15 protein-coding genes and 1 tRNA gene are annotated in these 14,642 nt (G+C 63.8%); 8 read left to right on the plus strand and 8 right to left on the minus strand.

The window, feature by feature from the left end:
• Nucleotide 1 precedes the first annotated feature (1 nt).
• A complete protein-coding gene (gene earP, locus ACSQ3N_RS17215) occupies nt 2–1,192 on the plus strand; it encodes an elongation factor P maturation arginine rhamnosyltransferase EarP (RefSeq protein ID WP_436146927.1) in 1,191 nt (396 codons plus the stop codon).
• A 162-nt stretch (nt 1,193–1,354) separates the two neighbouring features.
• A complete protein-coding gene (efp, locus tag ACSQ3N_RS17220) occupies nt 1,355–1,909 on the plus strand; it encodes an elongation factor P (RefSeq protein WP_056164937.1) in 555 nt (184 codons plus the stop codon).
• 264 nt (nt 1,910–2,173) lie between these two features.
• Here the strand turns inward: efp and rimO are convergent, their stop codons facing one another.
• Nucleotides 2,174–3,565: a 30S ribosomal protein S12 methylthiotransferase RimO gene (rimO, locus tag ACSQ3N_RS17225; protein WP_056164935.1), complete on the minus strand. Its 1,392-nt coding sequence runs from the start codon at nt 3,563–3,565 to the stop codon at nt 2,174–2,176.
• 188 nt (nt 3,566–3,753) lie between these two features.
• Nucleotides 3,754–4,290, minus strand: a complete 537-nt coding sequence (gene phaR, locus ACSQ3N_RS17230; RefSeq protein WP_056164933.1) for a polyhydroxyalkanoate synthesis repressor PhaR — start codon at nt 4,288–4,290, stop codon at nt 3,754–3,756.
• Between the two features lie 237 nt (nt 4,291–4,527).
• On the opposite strand from phaR, the gene ACSQ3N_RS17235 reads away from it, so the two are divergent.
• The 3 genes from ACSQ3N_RS17235 (at nt 4,528) to ACSQ3N_RS17245 (ending at nt 6,218) form a co-directional block, all read left to right on the plus strand.
• Nucleotides 4,528–4,737, plus strand: coding sequence for a hypothetical protein (locus ACSQ3N_RS17235; protein ID WP_056164932.1), 210 nt, complete (start codon nt 4,528–4,530; stop codon nt 4,735–4,737).
• Nucleotides 4,738–4,842: 105 nt separating this feature from the next.
• On the plus strand, nt 4,843–5,925 hold the full coding sequence (locus tag ACSQ3N_RS17240) for a mechanosensitive ion channel family protein (RefSeq protein WP_056164930.1): 1,083 nt from the start codon (nt 4,843–4,845) through the stop codon (nt 5,923–5,925).
• Nucleotides 5,926–6,074: 149 nt separating this feature from the next.
• On the plus strand, nt 6,075–6,218 hold the full coding sequence (locus tag ACSQ3N_RS17245; RefSeq protein ID WP_156371981.1) for a hypothetical protein: 144 nt from the start codon (nt 6,075–6,077) through the stop codon (nt 6,216–6,218).
• Between the two features lie 138 nt (nt 6,219–6,356).
• Here the strand turns inward: ACSQ3N_RS17245 and ACSQ3N_RS17250 are convergent, their stop codons facing one another.
• From ACSQ3N_RS17250 to ACSQ3N_RS17270, 5 genes are all read right to left on the minus strand, one after another.
• On the minus strand, nt 6,357–6,557 hold the full coding sequence (locus ACSQ3N_RS17250) for a hypothetical protein (RefSeq protein WP_056164927.1): 201 nt from the start codon (nt 6,555–6,557) through the stop codon (nt 6,357–6,359).
• 90 nt (nt 6,558–6,647) lie between these two features.
• The gene (locus ACSQ3N_RS17255) at nt 6,648–6,806 is read right to left on the minus strand and encodes a hypothetical protein (protein WP_156371980.1); all 159 of its coding nucleotides are present in this window, start codon (nt 6,804–6,806) and stop codon (nt 6,648–6,650) included.
• A 250-nt stretch (nt 6,807–7,056) separates the two neighbouring features.
• Nucleotides 7,057–7,133: transfer RNA gene (locus ACSQ3N_RS17260), tRNA-Val, on the minus strand.
• Between the two features lie 113 nt (nt 7,134–7,246).
• A complete protein-coding gene (locus tag ACSQ3N_RS17265; protein WP_436146928.1) occupies nt 7,247–9,460 on the minus strand; it encodes a RelA/SpoT family protein in 2,214 nt (737 codons plus the stop codon).
• Nucleotides 9,457–10,416: an alpha/beta fold hydrolase gene (locus tag ACSQ3N_RS17270; protein WP_436146929.1), complete on the minus strand. Its 960-nt coding sequence runs from the start codon at nt 10,414–10,416 to the stop codon at nt 9,457–9,459. The genes ACSQ3N_RS17265 and ACSQ3N_RS17270 overlap by 4 nt, the downstream gene beginning before the upstream one ends.
• A 72-nt stretch (nt 10,417–10,488) precedes the next feature.
• Here ACSQ3N_RS17270 and ACSQ3N_RS17275 point away from each other — a divergent pair, with 72 nt between their 5' ends.
• Nucleotides 10,489–11,271, plus strand: coding sequence for a 3-hydroxybutyrate dehydrogenase (locus tag ACSQ3N_RS17275; RefSeq protein ID WP_436146930.1), 783 nt, complete (start codon nt 10,489–10,491; stop codon nt 11,269–11,271).
• A gap of 129 nt (nt 11,272–11,400) precedes the next feature.
• Here the strand turns inward: ACSQ3N_RS17275 and ACSQ3N_RS17280 are convergent, their stop codons facing one another.
• Nucleotides 11,401–12,117: an SIMPL domain-containing protein gene (locus ACSQ3N_RS17280; RefSeq protein WP_436146931.1), complete on the minus strand. Its 717-nt coding sequence runs from the start codon at nt 12,115–12,117 to the stop codon at nt 11,401–11,403.
• A gap of 217 nt (nt 12,118–12,334) precedes the next feature.
• Here ACSQ3N_RS17280 and ompR point away from each other — a divergent pair, with 217 nt between their 5' ends.
• Together ompR and ACSQ3N_RS17290 are read left to right on the plus strand one after the other, a co-directional pair.
• Entirely contained in the window at nt 12,335–13,066 is a 732-nt protein-coding gene (gene ompR, locus ACSQ3N_RS17285) for an osmolarity response regulator transcription factor OmpR (RefSeq protein ID WP_010460834.1), read from the plus strand.
• Nucleotides 13,067–13,076: 10 nt separating this feature from the next.
• Nucleotides 13,077–14,606 carry an ATP-binding protein gene (locus ACSQ3N_RS17290; RefSeq protein ID WP_056164921.1) on the plus strand — a complete coding sequence of 510 codons (1,530 nt, stop codon included), beginning with the start codon at nt 13,077–13,079 and terminating at the stop codon, nt 14,604–14,606.
• Nucleotides 14,607–14,642 lie beyond the last annotated feature (36 nt).

Genomic DNA, 14,642 nt, shown 5'->3' on the forward strand with positions numbered 1-14,642 from the left:
GATGACCTCATCGCACCCTTCCACTTTGCCCTCCCTGCCTACCGATCCCGCCCTGCCCGCCCTGCAGTGGGACGTGTTTTGCCGCGTCATCGACAACTTCGGCGACATCGGCGTGTGCTGGCGGCTGGCCTCGCAGCTGGCGGCGCGCGGCCAGCAGGTCCGCCTGTGGGTGGACGATGCGTCGGCCTTGGCATGGATGGCGCCCGGCGGCTGCCCCGGCGTGGAGGTGCGCGACTGGAATGCCCCGGCGCCCGCAGCCACCGATCGTGCGCCAGATGTGATGGTGGAGGCCTTCGGATGCGAAATTGCTCCTGAATTCATAGCTTATAGCGCCCACTCAGCAAGCGGCAGCGGCCAAAAACCCGTGTGGATCAACCTCGAATACCTGTCGGCGGAAGGCTATGTGGAGCGCAACCACCGCCTGCCGTCGTTGATCATGTCGGGCCCGGCGGCAGGGTGGACCCGCTGGTTCTTCTACCCCGGCTTCACCCCCGCCACGGGCGGACTGCTGCGCGAAGACGACCTGATGGCCCGGCGCGATGCGTTTGACCGCACGGCCTGGCGCGCGGCGCACGCGGCCGCCCCAGGGCGTGCCTCTGCAGACGGGGTGGACGCCGCCAGCTGGATCTTGCTGTTCTGTTACGAGCCCCCGGCCCTTCCCGAAATGCTGCGGCAGCTGCTGCGGCAAAGCCAGACCCATCCCGTGCAGTTGCTGGTAGCCCCGGGCCGCCCTGCGGCAGCCGTGCAGGCAGCCCTGGCAGATATTGAGGATCAAAATGCCCCCCAGCGCTTGTCTAACAAGCGCGAGCAGCTATCAATTTCATACCTCCCCGCCCGCCCACAAACCGCCTTCGACGACATGCTCTGGGCCTGCGACCTGAACCTGGTGCGCGGCGAGGATTCGCTGGTGCGCGCCCTGTGGGCCGGGCAGGCGCTGGTCTGGCACATCTACCCCCAGGACGACAACGCCCACCACGACAAGCTGCAGGCGTTTCTCGACTGGCTGCAGGCACCCGCTTCGCTGCGGGCCTTCCACGCGGCGTGGAACGCCATCGACGACACGCCCTTGGCCATGCCCGACACCGCAACGCTCGCCGAATGGACTGCCTGCATACAGGCCGCCCGCGCCCGTCTGTTGATGCAGGACCACCTCGTCACGCAACTTTTGGGCTTTGTCGCCGAAAAACGGTAAAATCCAAGGCTTTGCGCAAAAGAGGTGCGGCACATTGGTGCACAGCACTTGCGCATTCCCGCCGCGGAACATGCATTGGCACGGCGCGCCTTCTGCCTTTCAGAGAGAAAGCAGAAAGCCACCGGCCCGCGCGTTGAGCGGCCCCAACCCAAGCAACTCGCTATGAAAATCGCTCAAGAAATCCGCGCCGGCAACGTGATCATGCACGGCAAGGACCCCATGGTTGTCCTGAAGACCGAATACGCCCGTGGCGGCCGCGGTGCAGCCACCGTGCGCATGAAGCTCAAAAGCCTGATCGGCAATTTCGGCACGGAAAACGTGTTCAAGGCCGACGACAAGATCGACAACGTGATCCTGGACAAGAAGGATTGCACGTACTCGTACTTTGCAGACCCCATGTACATCTGCATGGACACCGAATACAACCAGTACGAAGTCGAAGCCGAAAACATGGGCGACGCACTGAACTACCTGGAAGACGGCATGGCCCTCGAAGTGGTGTTCTACGACGGCAAGGCCATCTCGGTCGAACTGCCCACCAGCGTCGAGCGCGAAATCACCTGGACGGAACCTGCCGTCAAGGGCGACACGTCCGGCAAGGTGCTCAAGCCCGCCAAGATCGCCACCGGCTTTGAAGTGCCTGTGCCCCTGTTCGTGAGCCAGGGCGACAAGATCGAAATCGACACCCGCACCGGCGAATACCGCAAGCGCGTGTAAGGCGAAGAAAGGAGCTGGCCGGTGTGCCAGCTTCTGTCTCCGGCCCGGCCGATGTGCCGGCAAAACAAAAGGCTTCCCTCGGGAAGCCTTTTGTTTTTGGGTCTTTTGGGCCGCTACCGATTGTCTGACAAGCGCGAGCAGCTATCGTAATAATAGCAAATGAAATGGGCAATACGGACGGCGCCGCCATTACCACCAGTACCTCCAGCACGACCAGATGACGGGCCCGCCAGTCCCATCAGCCTGGCCGCCAGCCGCAAGTCCTCAGATCGGCACGGCCACCAGGTCATGCCCCTGCGTGCCCACGATGCGCGCGCGGGTGAACTCGCCCACCTTCAGCTGCTTGCTGATCTTCTCCGGCGGCAACAGGTGCACCACGCCGTCGATCTCGGGCGCATCGGCATAGCTGCGGCCACGGCCGCCCTTCTTGCCCAGCGCAGGGGCATGGTCCACCAGCACCTGCATGGTGGCACCCACGCGGCGCTGCAGCTTGGCGATGGAGACTTCTTCGGCCACCGCCATGAAGCGGGCGCGGCGCTCTTCGCGCACTTCCATGGGCAGCATGCCGGGCAGCTCGTTGGCGGCAGCACCGTTCACGTCGCTGTAGGCAAAGCAGCCTGCGCGGTCGATCTGCGCTTCGCGCACGAAGTCGAGCAGGTGCTGGAACTCTTCTTCGGTCTCGCCCGGAAAGCCCGCAATGAACGTGCTGCGGATCACGAGCTCGGGGCACACCTCGCGCCAGCGCTGGATGCGCTCCAGGTTGCGCTCGCCGCTGGCCGGGCGCTTCATGCGCTTCAGGACATCGGGATGGCTGTGCTGCAGGGGTACGTCCAGGTACGGCAGCACCTTGCCGGTGGCCATGAGCGGCAGCACCTCGTCCACGCTCGGGTAGGGGTACACATAGTGCAGCCGCACCCAGGCGCCGTAGGGCTCGGCGATCCCGCCCAGCGTCTGCACCAGCTCCAGCATGCGGGTCTTGACGGGCTTGCCATCCCAGAAGCCGGTGCGGTACTTCACATCCACACCATAGGCGGAGGTGTCCTGGCTGATCACCAGAAGCTCCTTCACGCCGCCCGCAAACAGGGCCTTGGCCTCGCTCAGCACATCGCCTATGGGCCGCGAGACCAGGTCGCCGCGCATCGACGGGATGATGCAGAACGTGCAACGGTGGTTGCAGCCCTCGCTGATCTTCAGGTACGCGTAGTGCTTGGGCGTGAGCTTGATGCCCGCAATGCCGAAGCCGCCCGGCACCAGGTCGATGAAAGGGTCGTGCGGCTTGGGCAGGTTCAGGTGCACCGCATCCATGACCTCCTGCGTGGCATGCGGGCCAGTCACGGCCAGCACGCTGGGGTGCATTTCGCGCACCAGGTTGCCGCCGCCCTCGGACGCGCGTGCGCCCAGGCAGCCGGTGACGATCACCTTGCCGTTTTCAGCCAGGGCCTCACCGATGGTGTCCAGGCTCTCCTTGACGGCATCGTCGATGAAGCCGCAGGTGTTGACGATGACCAGATCGGCGCCGTGGAAGGTTTTGGAGGTCTCGTAACCCTCAGCGCTCAGTTGCGTGAGGATAAGTTCGGAGTCGGTCAAAGCCTTCGGGCATCCGAGGGATACAAAGCCGACTTTGGGTGTTTTCGTGGGGGAGAGTACTTCGCTCATCCCCGTATTGTCCCAGTTCCGGCGTTGCACCGGTGGAGGAACCGCTCCACAGGTGTATTTACGATGCCCCCGACTTCAAAAAACTGGCGCTCCGCAAACCAGTGCCACCGTGGATCCGCCTCTGCCGGTCCACCGGAGGCGTCCCCTTGGAGGAAGCCGCGCAGCGGCTCAGGGGGTCTTCTCTCTATTTATCGTTTTATTCCAAACGCCCCCAGCATCTGCTCCGTCTGCTTTTGCATCTGCTCCTGCATCTGCGTGAGCATGGACTGCGACTGCTCGACATAGCTGCCCATCATGCCCTTCATCATGGGCGACTGCAGGCTCATGAACTGGGCCCACATCTCGGGCGTCACGCTTTGCGACTGCTCGGCCAGCTTGGCTTGGATATCGGTGAAGGCCTGCACGTTCTTTTCAAGGTAAGCACCCATGAAGCCCTGCATCGCGTGGCCGTAGAACCGGATGATGTTGGCCAGCACGGTCTCGGTGAACATCGGCGCACCGCCGGCTTCCTCCTCCAGAATGATCTGCAGCAGGATGCTGCGAGTCAGGTCATCACCGGTCTTGGCGTCGCGCACCACCACGAGCTCGCGGTCCATGACCAGCTGGCGCACTTCGGCCAGGGTAATGTAGGTGGACGTTGTGGTGTCGTACAGGCGGCGGTTGGGGTACTTCTTGATCACGCGCTGGGTGGTCTTTGCGGCAGCGGCGCTTTGCGAATCGGGCACGACGGACTCCTCGGGGTTGCACCCCTTGTATTGCAGTGCAGCAGATTCTAGAAGTCGAAGCCCTGCAGACGGCGCAGGATAACCCTAATGGGGCCAGCAGGCGGCCTCTCAGCCGACGGTGGTGCAGGGAAGGCCTGACCGCCATGCGCCCGAGCAATATCGGCCTTGGCTGACATCGCCGTGCAGTGAGCCTGCCGACAATGTCAACAGGTCCACATCACGCGAGAGAGCACCACCATGGCTGACAGCAACACGTCCAAAGTCGACAAGGCCGAGAAGGAAATCGGCAACGTCCTCGCGGATCTGGAAAACGATACCGATTCGGAAGTCCAGAAAATTGCCCTGGAAGACATGGTGGAGGTCGACCCCGCAACTGGCAAGCCTGCGGTACACAAAGGCGTGGATGTCACCGTCACACCGCGCCCCAAGCGACAGTGGATTCGCTAGGCATGCAGTCCAGTCATTTCCACTTGACGCCATACCGGTCCCACTTTTCCCTCCACTCCAGCGGACCCAACGACAGGCCCGCCGACCTTGCTCGGCGGGTGTGTGATGGTTGAGTTTCCGTCGCTCACTCCCTGGTCATCGACGGCGCTGATCGCTCTGGCGGCTGCACTCGTCGCCGCCATCGTCCACCGCATCACGGCCGTCGTGCTGCGCCGTGTGACCGCCCCACTCCCCCTGGTGCACACCGTGGTCGTGGCATGCATTCCGGTCATGCGTGTGCTGCTGCCGCTGGTTGCACTGCAGGCCGTCTGGCAAGGGGCCAGTGACGACATCAGGCACATTGCGGGTGTCCGGCACCTGAACGGGTTGGCACTGATTGCAGGTACCTGCTGGCTCGCCATCAATGCCATACAGGCGCTGGCCAACGGCATCGTGGCGCGCCACCCTGCCGATGTGGAAGACAACCTCACTGCCCGCCGCATTGCCACCCAGGCCCGCGTGCTGGCACGCACGGCGATGACCGGCGTGGTGATGGCGGGCGTGGCGCTCATGCTCATGACCTTTCCGGGCGCCCGGCAGGTCGGCGCCAGCCTGCTTGCATCGGCGGGGGTGGTGGGCATCGTGGCGGGCATCGCAGCCCGGCCTGTTTTCAGCAACATGATTGCCGGGCTGCAGATTGCGCTGGCACAGCCCATCCGCATCGATGACGTGCTCATCATCGAAGGCGAATGGGGGCGTGTGGAGGAGATCACGTCCACCTACGTGGTGCTGCGCATCTGGGATGAGCGGCGGCTGATCATTCCTCTGCAGTGGTTCATCGAGCACCCTTTTCAGAACTGGACGCGCACAAGCTCTGAAATTCTGGGCACGGTGTTTTTGTATGCAGACTACCGGTTGCCGCTGGAGCCACTGCGGGCGGAGCTTCAACGCGTGCTGGACGCCGCGCCGGAATGGGACAAACGGGTGAGCGTTCTGCAACTGACCGACGTCACCGAGCGGACCATCCAGATCCGCGTACTGGTGTCGGCACGATCGTCGGGGCTGGCGTTCGATTTGCGTTGCCGGGTGCGTGAGGCGCTCGTCACTTTTATCCAGAGGGAATATCCGGACTGTTTGCCGCAGGTGCGCATGCCTGTTGATGCTCGCTCACCCATTGCAGGCACGTCAAACCTGGGTGAGGGCTTGTGACGGTGGTCTACAAGCTTCGCACATTGGGTGTCATCCTGCCACTGCGGGTTGATCGGGGTGTTCTCTGGCACCAAGCCGCCGCCGTCATCCGTAAGGTTGGCTTATTGAAAGCAGTTCTTCATCCCCTCAACACCACAAGGACCCCAGCCATGGAAACTCCAGCTCCTTCCCCTGTTCCACCGTTTCCGCCCGTGGACAACCCCGTTCCCTGGACGCCTGACTCGCCACAAGGCGACCCTCCAGCCCAGCCCGGAACTCCGCCGGTGCAGGACCCACCGCCGCATTTCAACTGAGATTGATGTGTCGTAGTTCCATGCCAGCTCTTACGCTGGCATTCACCCGGCTTGACGCTGCTATAGATACCTGCGAGCCAACTGCTGACTTGGGGACGCAGGTGTTGAGTTGACCTTGGGATGAACCTAAGCGCCGTCTCACTTTGAAGACGATGCGCCTGCCAAGGCGGCATGGTTGATGGCAATCACCTGCGCGATGCCCAGAATATCTGCGCGAGAAATAGCCGCCGTCGGGAACAACTCAGTGGCCAAGCTTTGGGCTTCCTGAATCTGGGCGGCCGCCAGTACGCACGATTGATGCAGTGTGCGCGCCAGCGCGATGTTCGGGTCCTGGGCCATGTGCGTTCTTCCTTGAAATGATCAGCGAGTATGAGGGCTGAGCACCTGACCGATCAACAGGCAATGGACCGAAGGACCCTGTTTTTACGATCAGAACTGATAGCCCATCTTGAAATAGGCCACCATCAGCACTGCCAGCACCGACGCAAAGGCAGCAAACCAGAACACCCGAATGTCATACATGCCCATTTCAGGGTCAGTGTCCACGACACGTTGGCCTGCGGCTTGCGGATTGGACGAGATATTCATGATGTAACCCTTCTCTGTAGAGCATTGAAGGTACCGTGGCACCCCTGCCAGACGTGTCAGACAAAAGCCAATCGTGAGGAAGAGTTACTGCTGATGGAAGAGGTACACGCGAGCCTTCAGCACAAAGGACGAACCTGGCAAAGGCCGTCACTGAATCTGGCGAGGGAAACAAAAAAGCCGCTCTGTGAGAGCGGCTTGTGTTGCCAAGTTTTCAGCGGCTTCGAAGCCTGGTCTGCTTCGATTGAAAACTTGGTAGGCGCGATTGGACTCGAACCAACGACCCCCACCATGTCAAGGTGGTGCTCTAACCAGCTGAGCTACGCGCCTGTCGTTGTACAGCTTTCGATTATAGCCATAAAAATCGGCTCTACCGGAACTTGGAGCGAAATCGGTGCAAGTCAGTGGTGGAGTCGTTCACCCACATCGCGCCCAGCCCCCTATCAACGCCGGCGCGCTGAACGCACCCCCGGCACGGCGGCGACTATACCCAGCACCTTGTTCAACCGCCCCGAGTCGGCGACCTCGACCGTGAATGTCATCCAAGCCGTGCCTTTGACCGACTGTGTCTGCACGCCGATCACGTTGGTTTTCTCGCGGGCAAAGACTTCCGAGATGTCACGCAGCAGCCCTTGGCGGTCTGCGGCTTCCACGGCCACATCGACGGGATAGACGGCAGTCTGGGCAGCAGTTTTGGGCACGCCCCACTCCACCTCGATCACCCGCTCCACACTGCGTGCCGCCATCTCGCGAAAGTTGCTGCAGTCCGCGCGGTGCACGCTCACGCCTTTTCCGCGGGTGACGAAGCCGCGGATGTCATCCGGCGGCGCGGGCTTGCAGCACTTGGCCAGCTGCGTCATCAACGAATCGATGCCTACCACCAGCACACCGCCTTTGGGGGCCGACTCGTTGGTACGGGTTTTCTTGAGCAGCAGATAGTCATCGGGCTGCCGCACCGGCTCGGGCGGGCGCAGCACGGTCTCTATGTTGCGCAGCGAAAACTCATCCTTGCCCACCACTTCGAACAATGCGTCGGCAGACTTGAACCCGAGCTGCGCCGCCAGGTCGTCCAGCCTGATCGCGGTCTTGCCTTCGCGCTGCAGCAGTTTTTCGACCGACTCGCGGCCGCGGCCGATGGTTTCGTGCGTGGCCTGGGCGTTGAACCAGGCGCGCACCTTGGCCTTGGCGCGGTGGCTCGTCAGGTAGCCCAGGTCCGCGTTGAGCCAGTCGCGCGACGGACGGCCCTCCTTGACGGTGGAGATTTCCACCGTCTGCCCGTTCTGCAGCGGGGTGTTGAGCGGCACCATCGCGCCATCCACACGCGCACCGCGGCAGCGGTGCCCCACGCTGGTGTGCACCGCATAGGCAAAGTCCACCGGGGTTGCGCCCTGCTGCAGCTCGACCACGGCGGCGTCGGGGGTCAGCACATAGATGCGGTCTTCAAAAAGGCCGCTGTTGGACTCATTGCCCGACAGGTCGCGCTCCCAGGCCAGCAACTGGCGCAGCACGGCGATCTTGGCATCGTACTCGCCGGTGGCCGACACGCCAGCGTATCCTTTGCTGCCAGCCTCCTTGTAGGCCCAGTGGGCTGCCACGCCGTGTTCGGCATGGTCGTGCATGGCCTGCGTGCGGATCTGGATTTCGATGGGCTTGCCGTTGTCGTCGCGCACGATGGTGTGCAGAGACTGATAGCCGTTGGGCTTGGGCTTGGCGATGTAGTCGTCGAACTCCTCGACCATGGGCTTGAACTGCTGGTGCACCCAGCTCAGGGCCGCGTAGCAGTCCTTGACGGTGGGCACGACCACACGCAGCGCGCGGATGTCCAGCACCTGGTCGAAGTTGAGCGACTTGCCGCGCATCTTCTTGACGATGCTGTAGATGTGCTTGGGGCGGCCCTGCACGCTGGCACTGATGCTGTGGGCGCGCAGGTCAGCCTCGACGCGCGAGCGCAGCTGCACCATGTAGACCTCGCGCTCGCCGCGTTTCTCGTCGAGCAGGCGGGCCACTTCCTTGTAGGTGTCGGGCTCCAGAAACCGGAACGACAGGTCCTCCAGCTCCCACTTGATTTGCCAGATGCCCAGGCGGTTGGCCAGGGGGGCAAACACTTGCAGCGATTCACGCGCCAAGCTGGGCGGCACGGGCCGTTTGCTGGCCGCATGAAAGCGCAGCGTCTGCAGGCGCGAGGCCAGTCGCAGCATGACCACCCGCAGGTCGCGCGAGAAGGCCAGCAGCATCTTGCGCACGTTCTCGGTCTGCAGTGCCTGGCCATCCACCCGGTCTCCGGCGCGTGCCTGCTGCTGCACACGCATGAGCTTGGTGGTTTCAACCGCCAGCGCCGCAAAGTTCTCGCCAAACGCTTTGGAGATCACCTCCTGTGGCTTGGTCAGGTGAATGCAGGCATGCACCAGATAGCTGGCCGCCTGCATGGCCTCGGAGCCACCAATGCCTTTGAGGATGACCGCCACGGCGTCTGCGTGGGCCAGCGTGTTCTCACCCGAATCGAGTGTTTCGCCGGCCATCAGCGGCTCGGCGAAGGCGCGCGCGCGGACCAGAGCATTCACCTGCTCCGGCAGCGTGTGCGCGGTGGCAGCAATCAGCTGCGGAACGGCGTCTGGCTGGGGGGAAGCGATAGCAGAAGCGGAGAGATTGGTTTTCATCCAGCCGCTGCACCTTCTGCTGCCAGCAAGAAGCCTGTGACGGCTGCGACCTGGTCTGCCGCCACCAGCGTGGGCGCATGGCCCACGCCTTCGAACTCGACCACACGCGCCCGGGGACCGCGCTGCGTCATGGCTTGCGCTGTGTCGCGGGACAATAGATCCGACTGGGCACCGCGCAGCAGCAGCGTGTGTGCGGTGATGTGGTCATACAGCTGCCACAGCGCGGCCTCGCCCGCAGCCGCCATGTCTTGCGTCAACGCCTTGAAAGGCACCGCGATCTGGGGGTCGTAGTGCAGCGTCACGCCGCCGTCTGGCAACGGCCGGACCATGGCTCGAGACAGTTCGAGCCACTGTGCCTGTGTGTGCGGCCCAAAGCTGGTGGAAACGGCCCACATCGCCTGGGCCGCCTGCTCCACCGATTCAAAACGGGCCATCTGTCCCAGGTACTGCCCGATGCGCTGCAGCGCCTGCCACTCGATGACAGGCCCGACATCGTTGAGCACCAGGCGCCGCACGGGTACCGGCAGCGGCAGGCCCGGCTGGCCCGCAACGCCCATGCCGATAAGGCCCCCCATGCTCGTGCCCACCCAGTCCAGCGTGGCGATGGGTGCCTGCTGGTGCAGTTGCGCCACCAGCGACAACATGTCGGCTGCGTACTGAGGGATCTGGTAAGACATGGGATCTGCCAGCCAGTCGCTGCGGCCCCGGCCCACCACGTCAGGGCACACCACACGCGCATGCCGGGAGAGCGCTGCGGCCAGCGTGTCGAAATCGCGGCCCTGGCGCGACAGGCCGTGCACGCAGACCACCACATGCGGATGTGACGGATCACCCGTCGCGTTCCATTCCCAGTACGCCATGCGATGCTGCTGTGCAGGGGCAGGCGCTGTGCCTGCTGCCACCGGTGCCGCTGCGGGACCAGGGCACAGTACGTAGTTCAGCGTAGGTTCAATCATGGGGTGCGGAATCCGGGAGCAGCGCTTGATAATCAGCTGCGTTGCATCGTAATTCATTCGGGAGAGACTCTCATGCTGAAAGGCAAAACCGCCCTCGTCACCGGCTCCACCAGCGGCATTGGTCTTGGCATCGCCAAGGCCCTGGCCCGCCAGGGCGCCAACATCGTGCTCAATGGTTTTGGTGATGTGGAAGGCCCGCGCGCTGAAGTACTGGCCGCCGGCGAATCGGCAGGCATCCAGGTGGCCTACCACGGGGCCGACATGAGCCGTGCGGCGGATATCGAGGACATGATGAAGTACAGCGCCTCGCAGTTCGGACGCGTGGACATCCTGGTCAACAACGCGGGCATTCAGCACGTGGCCAACGTGGAAGACTTCCCGGTCGAGCGCTGGGATTCGGTCATTGCCATCAACCTCTCCAGCGCGTTTCACACGTCCCGCCTGGCGCTGCCGGCCATGAAGATCGCGAACTGGGGCCGCATCATCAATGTGGCCTCGGTGCATGGCCTGGTGGGCTCGGCGCAGAAGTCGGCCTACGTGGCGGCCAAGCACGGCATCGTCGGCCTGACCAAGGTGACCGCGCTCGAGAACGCCACGACGGGCGTCACCTGCAACGCCATCTGCCCCGGCTGGGTGCTCACACCGCTGGTGCAAAAGCAGGTGGATGCCAAGGCACAGGAGCATGGCCTGTCGAACGAAGACGCCAAGAAGCTGCTGCTGGGCGAAAAAGAGCCGTCGATGCAGTTCACCACGCCCGAAGAACTGGGCGAGCTGGCGGTGTTCTTCTGCTCCCCTGCCGCCAACAACGTGCGCGGTGTGGCGTGGAACATGGACGGCGGCTGGGCTGCGCAATAAGCACTGCGGGCCTGATGCTCCCGCGCCGTGGAGCCTTCCTAGAAAAAAAGCGCCTGCCACAACGGCCGGCGCTTTTCCATTGGTGCCCACCCTCCACACGCCTTCGACGCGTGGCGGCGGGTGGTTCCGTCAACGCATCTGCACGGAGCCCGACACGTTCACAATGACCTGGGCCTTGCCTGCTTCTACCGGCACCGCGGAGTCCGAGAACGAACCCATCTTGGCCTCGGCAGCCATCATGCGGGGGCGCGGACCGGGCATCGACTCGTTGCTGTTCACCGCCACTTCGCGCAGGCTGTAGCCGCTGAAGCCGAAGCCCTTGGCCAGATCCGCCGCGCGTGCCTTGAACTGCTCGATGGCCTGGGTCTGGGCCTCGCCCTCCACCTTGGCGCGTGCTTCGCGCGACAGGCCGAACGCCACCTGGCTGATGGCCATGGTCTGGATCTTGCCGGCGGTGGTGGTGATGCGCGAGAAGTCACGCCCTTCCAGCACCAGCTCCGCCCTGCCCTGCCAGCCATTGATCTTGCCGTCCTTGCCATACCGTGGGTACAGGCCGAACGGGCCGGTTCGCACGTCCAGTTGCCCTGGCTGCGCGTTGCGCTTGGCTTCGGTCAAGGCGGTGTCAAGCGCCTGCTTGAGCTGGGTCTGCACGGTGGCTGCATCTGCCGCCTCCTTGCTCGTGGCCAGGTTGAGCACCAGCAGGTCCTGCTGCACTTCGACCGTGCCCGTGGCCGATAACTGCACTACGTTGCGGGGCTCGGTGGCCTGTGCAGCGGTTTGCGCAAAGGCGGCTCCAGCGCAAGCCAGCAGGGCGCTGGCAGCTATCATTTTGGTAGTTTTTTTCATGGTCAGAAGGTCCTTAATGGCTGTACACAGCCTCCGTGTGGGCGTGTGCGGCCACCACCATAACCGCACGGCGTGGCGCACCGTTTGAAGCGCGCCGCACCAGCGTGCGAAGCTGGGCAAAACTTGTAACAGTTGGTCAAACCACACCCCAAAACCCGAACTTCGGCGTTCCAAGTGGTCAGAATCGGCTCTGTTACAAATTGGACTTGAGATCTACATGGCCACAACAACCAATCGCACCGACAAAGTTCTCGTGGTGGACGACGACGCCCGAATCCGTGATTTGCTGCGCCGCTATCTGACCCAGGAAGGCTTCGAGGTCATGGTCGCGGAAGACGGCAAGGCGCTCAACCGCCTGCTCCTGCGCGAGACCGTGGACATCATCGTGCTGGACCTGATGATGCCGGGCGAAGATGGTTTGTCGATTTGCCGCCGCCTGCGCGCCGCCAATGACCGCACCCCCATCATCATGCTCACCGCCAAGGGCGAGGACGTGGACCGCATCGTGGGCCTGGAAGTGGGCGCCGACGACTATCTGGGCAAGCCTTTCAACCCCCGCGAACTGCTGGCCCGCATTCACGCCGTGCTGCGCCGCCGCCCCGCGCAAGAGGCTCCCGGCGCTCCGTCGGGCGACAACGAGGTCGTCACCTTCGGCCCGTTCACCTTTGACCTGGGCACGCGTGCCTTGCAGCGCAATGGTGAAGAACTGCCACTGACCACCGGTGAATTCGCGATGCTCAAGGCGCTGGTGCGCCACCCGCGCCAACCGCTGTCGCGCGAGAAGCTGGCCCTGCTGGCACGCGGCCGTGAGTTCGAGCCCTTCGACCGCAGCCTGGACGTCCAGGTCTCGCGCCTGCGCAAGCTGGTCGAGGTCGATGCGGCCGCACCGCGCTACATCCAGACGGTGTGGGGCGTCGGCTACGTGTTCGTGCCGGACGGAACCAGCTGAGCCCCTGTTCATGCGAAAGAATGACGGCAAGCCGAGACCACCATTCCGGCAGTCCGTGACTGCCCCGGCAGACGCCACCAGCCCCGCGCCGCTCGAAGCCCTGCGCCTTGCGCGGGAGCAGCGCGCACGCGTGGGGCTCAACCTTTTCTGGCGCACTTTCTTCCTGCTGGCCTTGCTGCTGGTGGGCAGTATCCTGGCCTGGCTGCAGACGCTGCGGGCGCTGGAGTTCGAGCCGCGCACCCTGCACACCGCCCAGCAGATCGCATCGCTGGTCAACCTGAGCCGTGCGGCATTGGTGCATTCGGACGCGATTGCACGCGTCTCGCTCATCAAGACCATGGCCGACCAGGAGGGTGTGCGAATCCTGCCGCGCGAGCCCAAGGACAAATTCGAGTTGCTCGAAGGCACGGCCCTGGGCAACCGCCTCACTGACGAGCTCACGCAGCGCCTGGGGCCCGACACCATCGTGGCACAGAACGTGAACGGCGAGACCGGCCTGTGGGTGGGCTTCAACATCAACGGCGACCCCAATTGGCTGCTGATGGACCGCTCGCGGTTCAGCCCGGCAGGTGGCCGCACCTGGCTCATTTGGCTCATCACCGCAGGCGCTTTGTCGCTGGCCGGTGCTGCAGCGATTGCGCGGCTGATCAATCGTCCGCTCAAGCAGCTGTCGTACGCTGCCAACCGCGTGAAGGATGGTGATTTTGCGGCCAGCCATCTGGATGAAGAGGTGGTGACCAGTGAGATCCGGGAGGTCAACATCGGCTTCAACCGCATGGCGCAAAAGCTGGCCAAGCTGGAGCAGGACCGCGCGGTGATGCTGGCCGGCATCTCGCACGACCTGCGCACGCCCTTGGCGCGCCTGCGGCTCGAAACCGAGATGAGCGTGAACGACGAAGTGGCACGCGAGCACATGGTGGCCGACATCGTGCAGCTTGACGCCACCATCGACAAGTTCCTGGACTACGCGCGGCCTGATCACGTCACGCTCACGCCGGTGAACCTGCATGCCGTGGTGTCGTCGTGCGTCTACGCGGTGCAGGACCACCGCGAGTTGCAGATCACGATGTCAGTACCCGAAGACCTGAACGTGCTGGCCGACGAGGTGGAGCTGGCGCGCGTGATCTCCAACCTGCTCGAAAACGCCCGGCGCTACGGCAAGGCCGAGGACACCGGCATCACCAACGTGGACATCGTCGCCAAGGGCCGTGAAAACTGGGTACTCGTCAAGCTGCGCGACCACGGCCCCGGCGTGCCGCCCGAGCAGTTGTCCAACCTGACCAAGCCCTTCTTCCGTGGCGACTCCGCGCGCACCGCCGCTGCGGGCGCGGGCCTGGGCCTGTCCATCGTGGACAAGACCGTGCAGCGCATGGGTGGCATCTTTGCGCTGGCCAACTCCAGCACGGGTGGCCTGGTGGCGCATTTGCAGCTGCAGCGCGCCACAGGGCTGCCGGATGGCGCCGACCCCAAGCAGCGGTTGCAGCGTCCGTCCGTCAAGCGCCAGCTGCCCCGGCGCCGGGCTGAAGACCGGACGGCCTGAGCGGCCCTACTCCCCGCCCAACGCAAAAAGCCCCGA

Origin of the sequence: Acidovorax sp. LjRoot194 (assembly GCF_964253015.1) — a bacterium.
GTDB lineage: Bacteria > Pseudomonadota > Gammaproteobacteria > Burkholderiales > Burkholderiaceae_C > Acidovorax.

Coding starts and splice junctions, on each gene's coding strand:
- earP (WP_436146927.1), top strand. CDS start 2: ATGACCTCATCGCACCCTTCCACTTTGCCCTCCCTGCCTACCGATCCC.
- efp (WP_056164937.1), top strand. CDS start 1,355: ATGAAAATCGCTCAAGAAATCCGCGCCGGCAACGTGATCATGCACGGC.
- rimO (WP_056164935.1), bottom strand. CDS start 3,565: ATGAGCGAAGTACTCTCCCCCACGAAAACACCCAAAGTCGGCTTTGTA.
- ACSQ3N_RS17235 (WP_056164932.1), top strand. CDS start 4,528: ATGGCTGACAGCAACACGTCCAAAGTCGACAAGGCCGAGAAGGAAATC.
- ACSQ3N_RS17240 (WP_056164930.1), top strand. CDS start 4,843: ATGGTTGAGTTTCCGTCGCTCACTCCCTGGTCATCGACGGCGCTGATC.
- ACSQ3N_RS17245 (WP_156371981.1), top strand. CDS start 6,075: ATGGAAACTCCAGCTCCTTCCCCTGTTCCACCGTTTCCGCCCGTGGAC.
- ACSQ3N_RS17250 (WP_056164927.1), bottom strand. CDS start 6,557: ATGGCCCAGGACCCGAACATCGCGCTGGCGCGCACACTGCATCAATCG.
- ACSQ3N_RS17255 (WP_156371980.1), bottom strand. CDS start 6,806: ATGAATATCTCGTCCAATCCGCAAGCCGCAGGCCAACGTGTCGTGGAC.
- ACSQ3N_RS17265 (WP_436146928.1), bottom strand. CDS start 9,460: ATGAAAACCAATCTCTCCGCTTCTGCTATCGCTTCCCCCCAGCCAGAC.
- ACSQ3N_RS17270 (WP_436146929.1), bottom strand. CDS start 10,416: ATGATTGAACCTACGCTGAACTACGTACTGTGCCCTGGTCCCGCAGCG.
- ACSQ3N_RS17275 (WP_436146930.1), top strand. CDS start 10,489: ATGCTGAAAGGCAAAACCGCCCTCGTCACCGGCTCCACCAGCGGCATT.
- ACSQ3N_RS17280 (WP_436146931.1), bottom strand. CDS start 12,117: ATGAAAAAAACTACCAAAATGATAGCTGCCAGCGCCCTGCTGGCTTGC.
- ompR (WP_010460834.1), top strand. CDS start 12,335: ATGGCCACAACAACCAATCGCACCGACAAAGTTCTCGTGGTGGACGAC.
- ACSQ3N_RS17290 (WP_056164921.1), top strand. CDS start 13,077: ATGCGAAAGAATGACGGCAAGCCGAGACCACCATTCCGGCAGTCCGTG.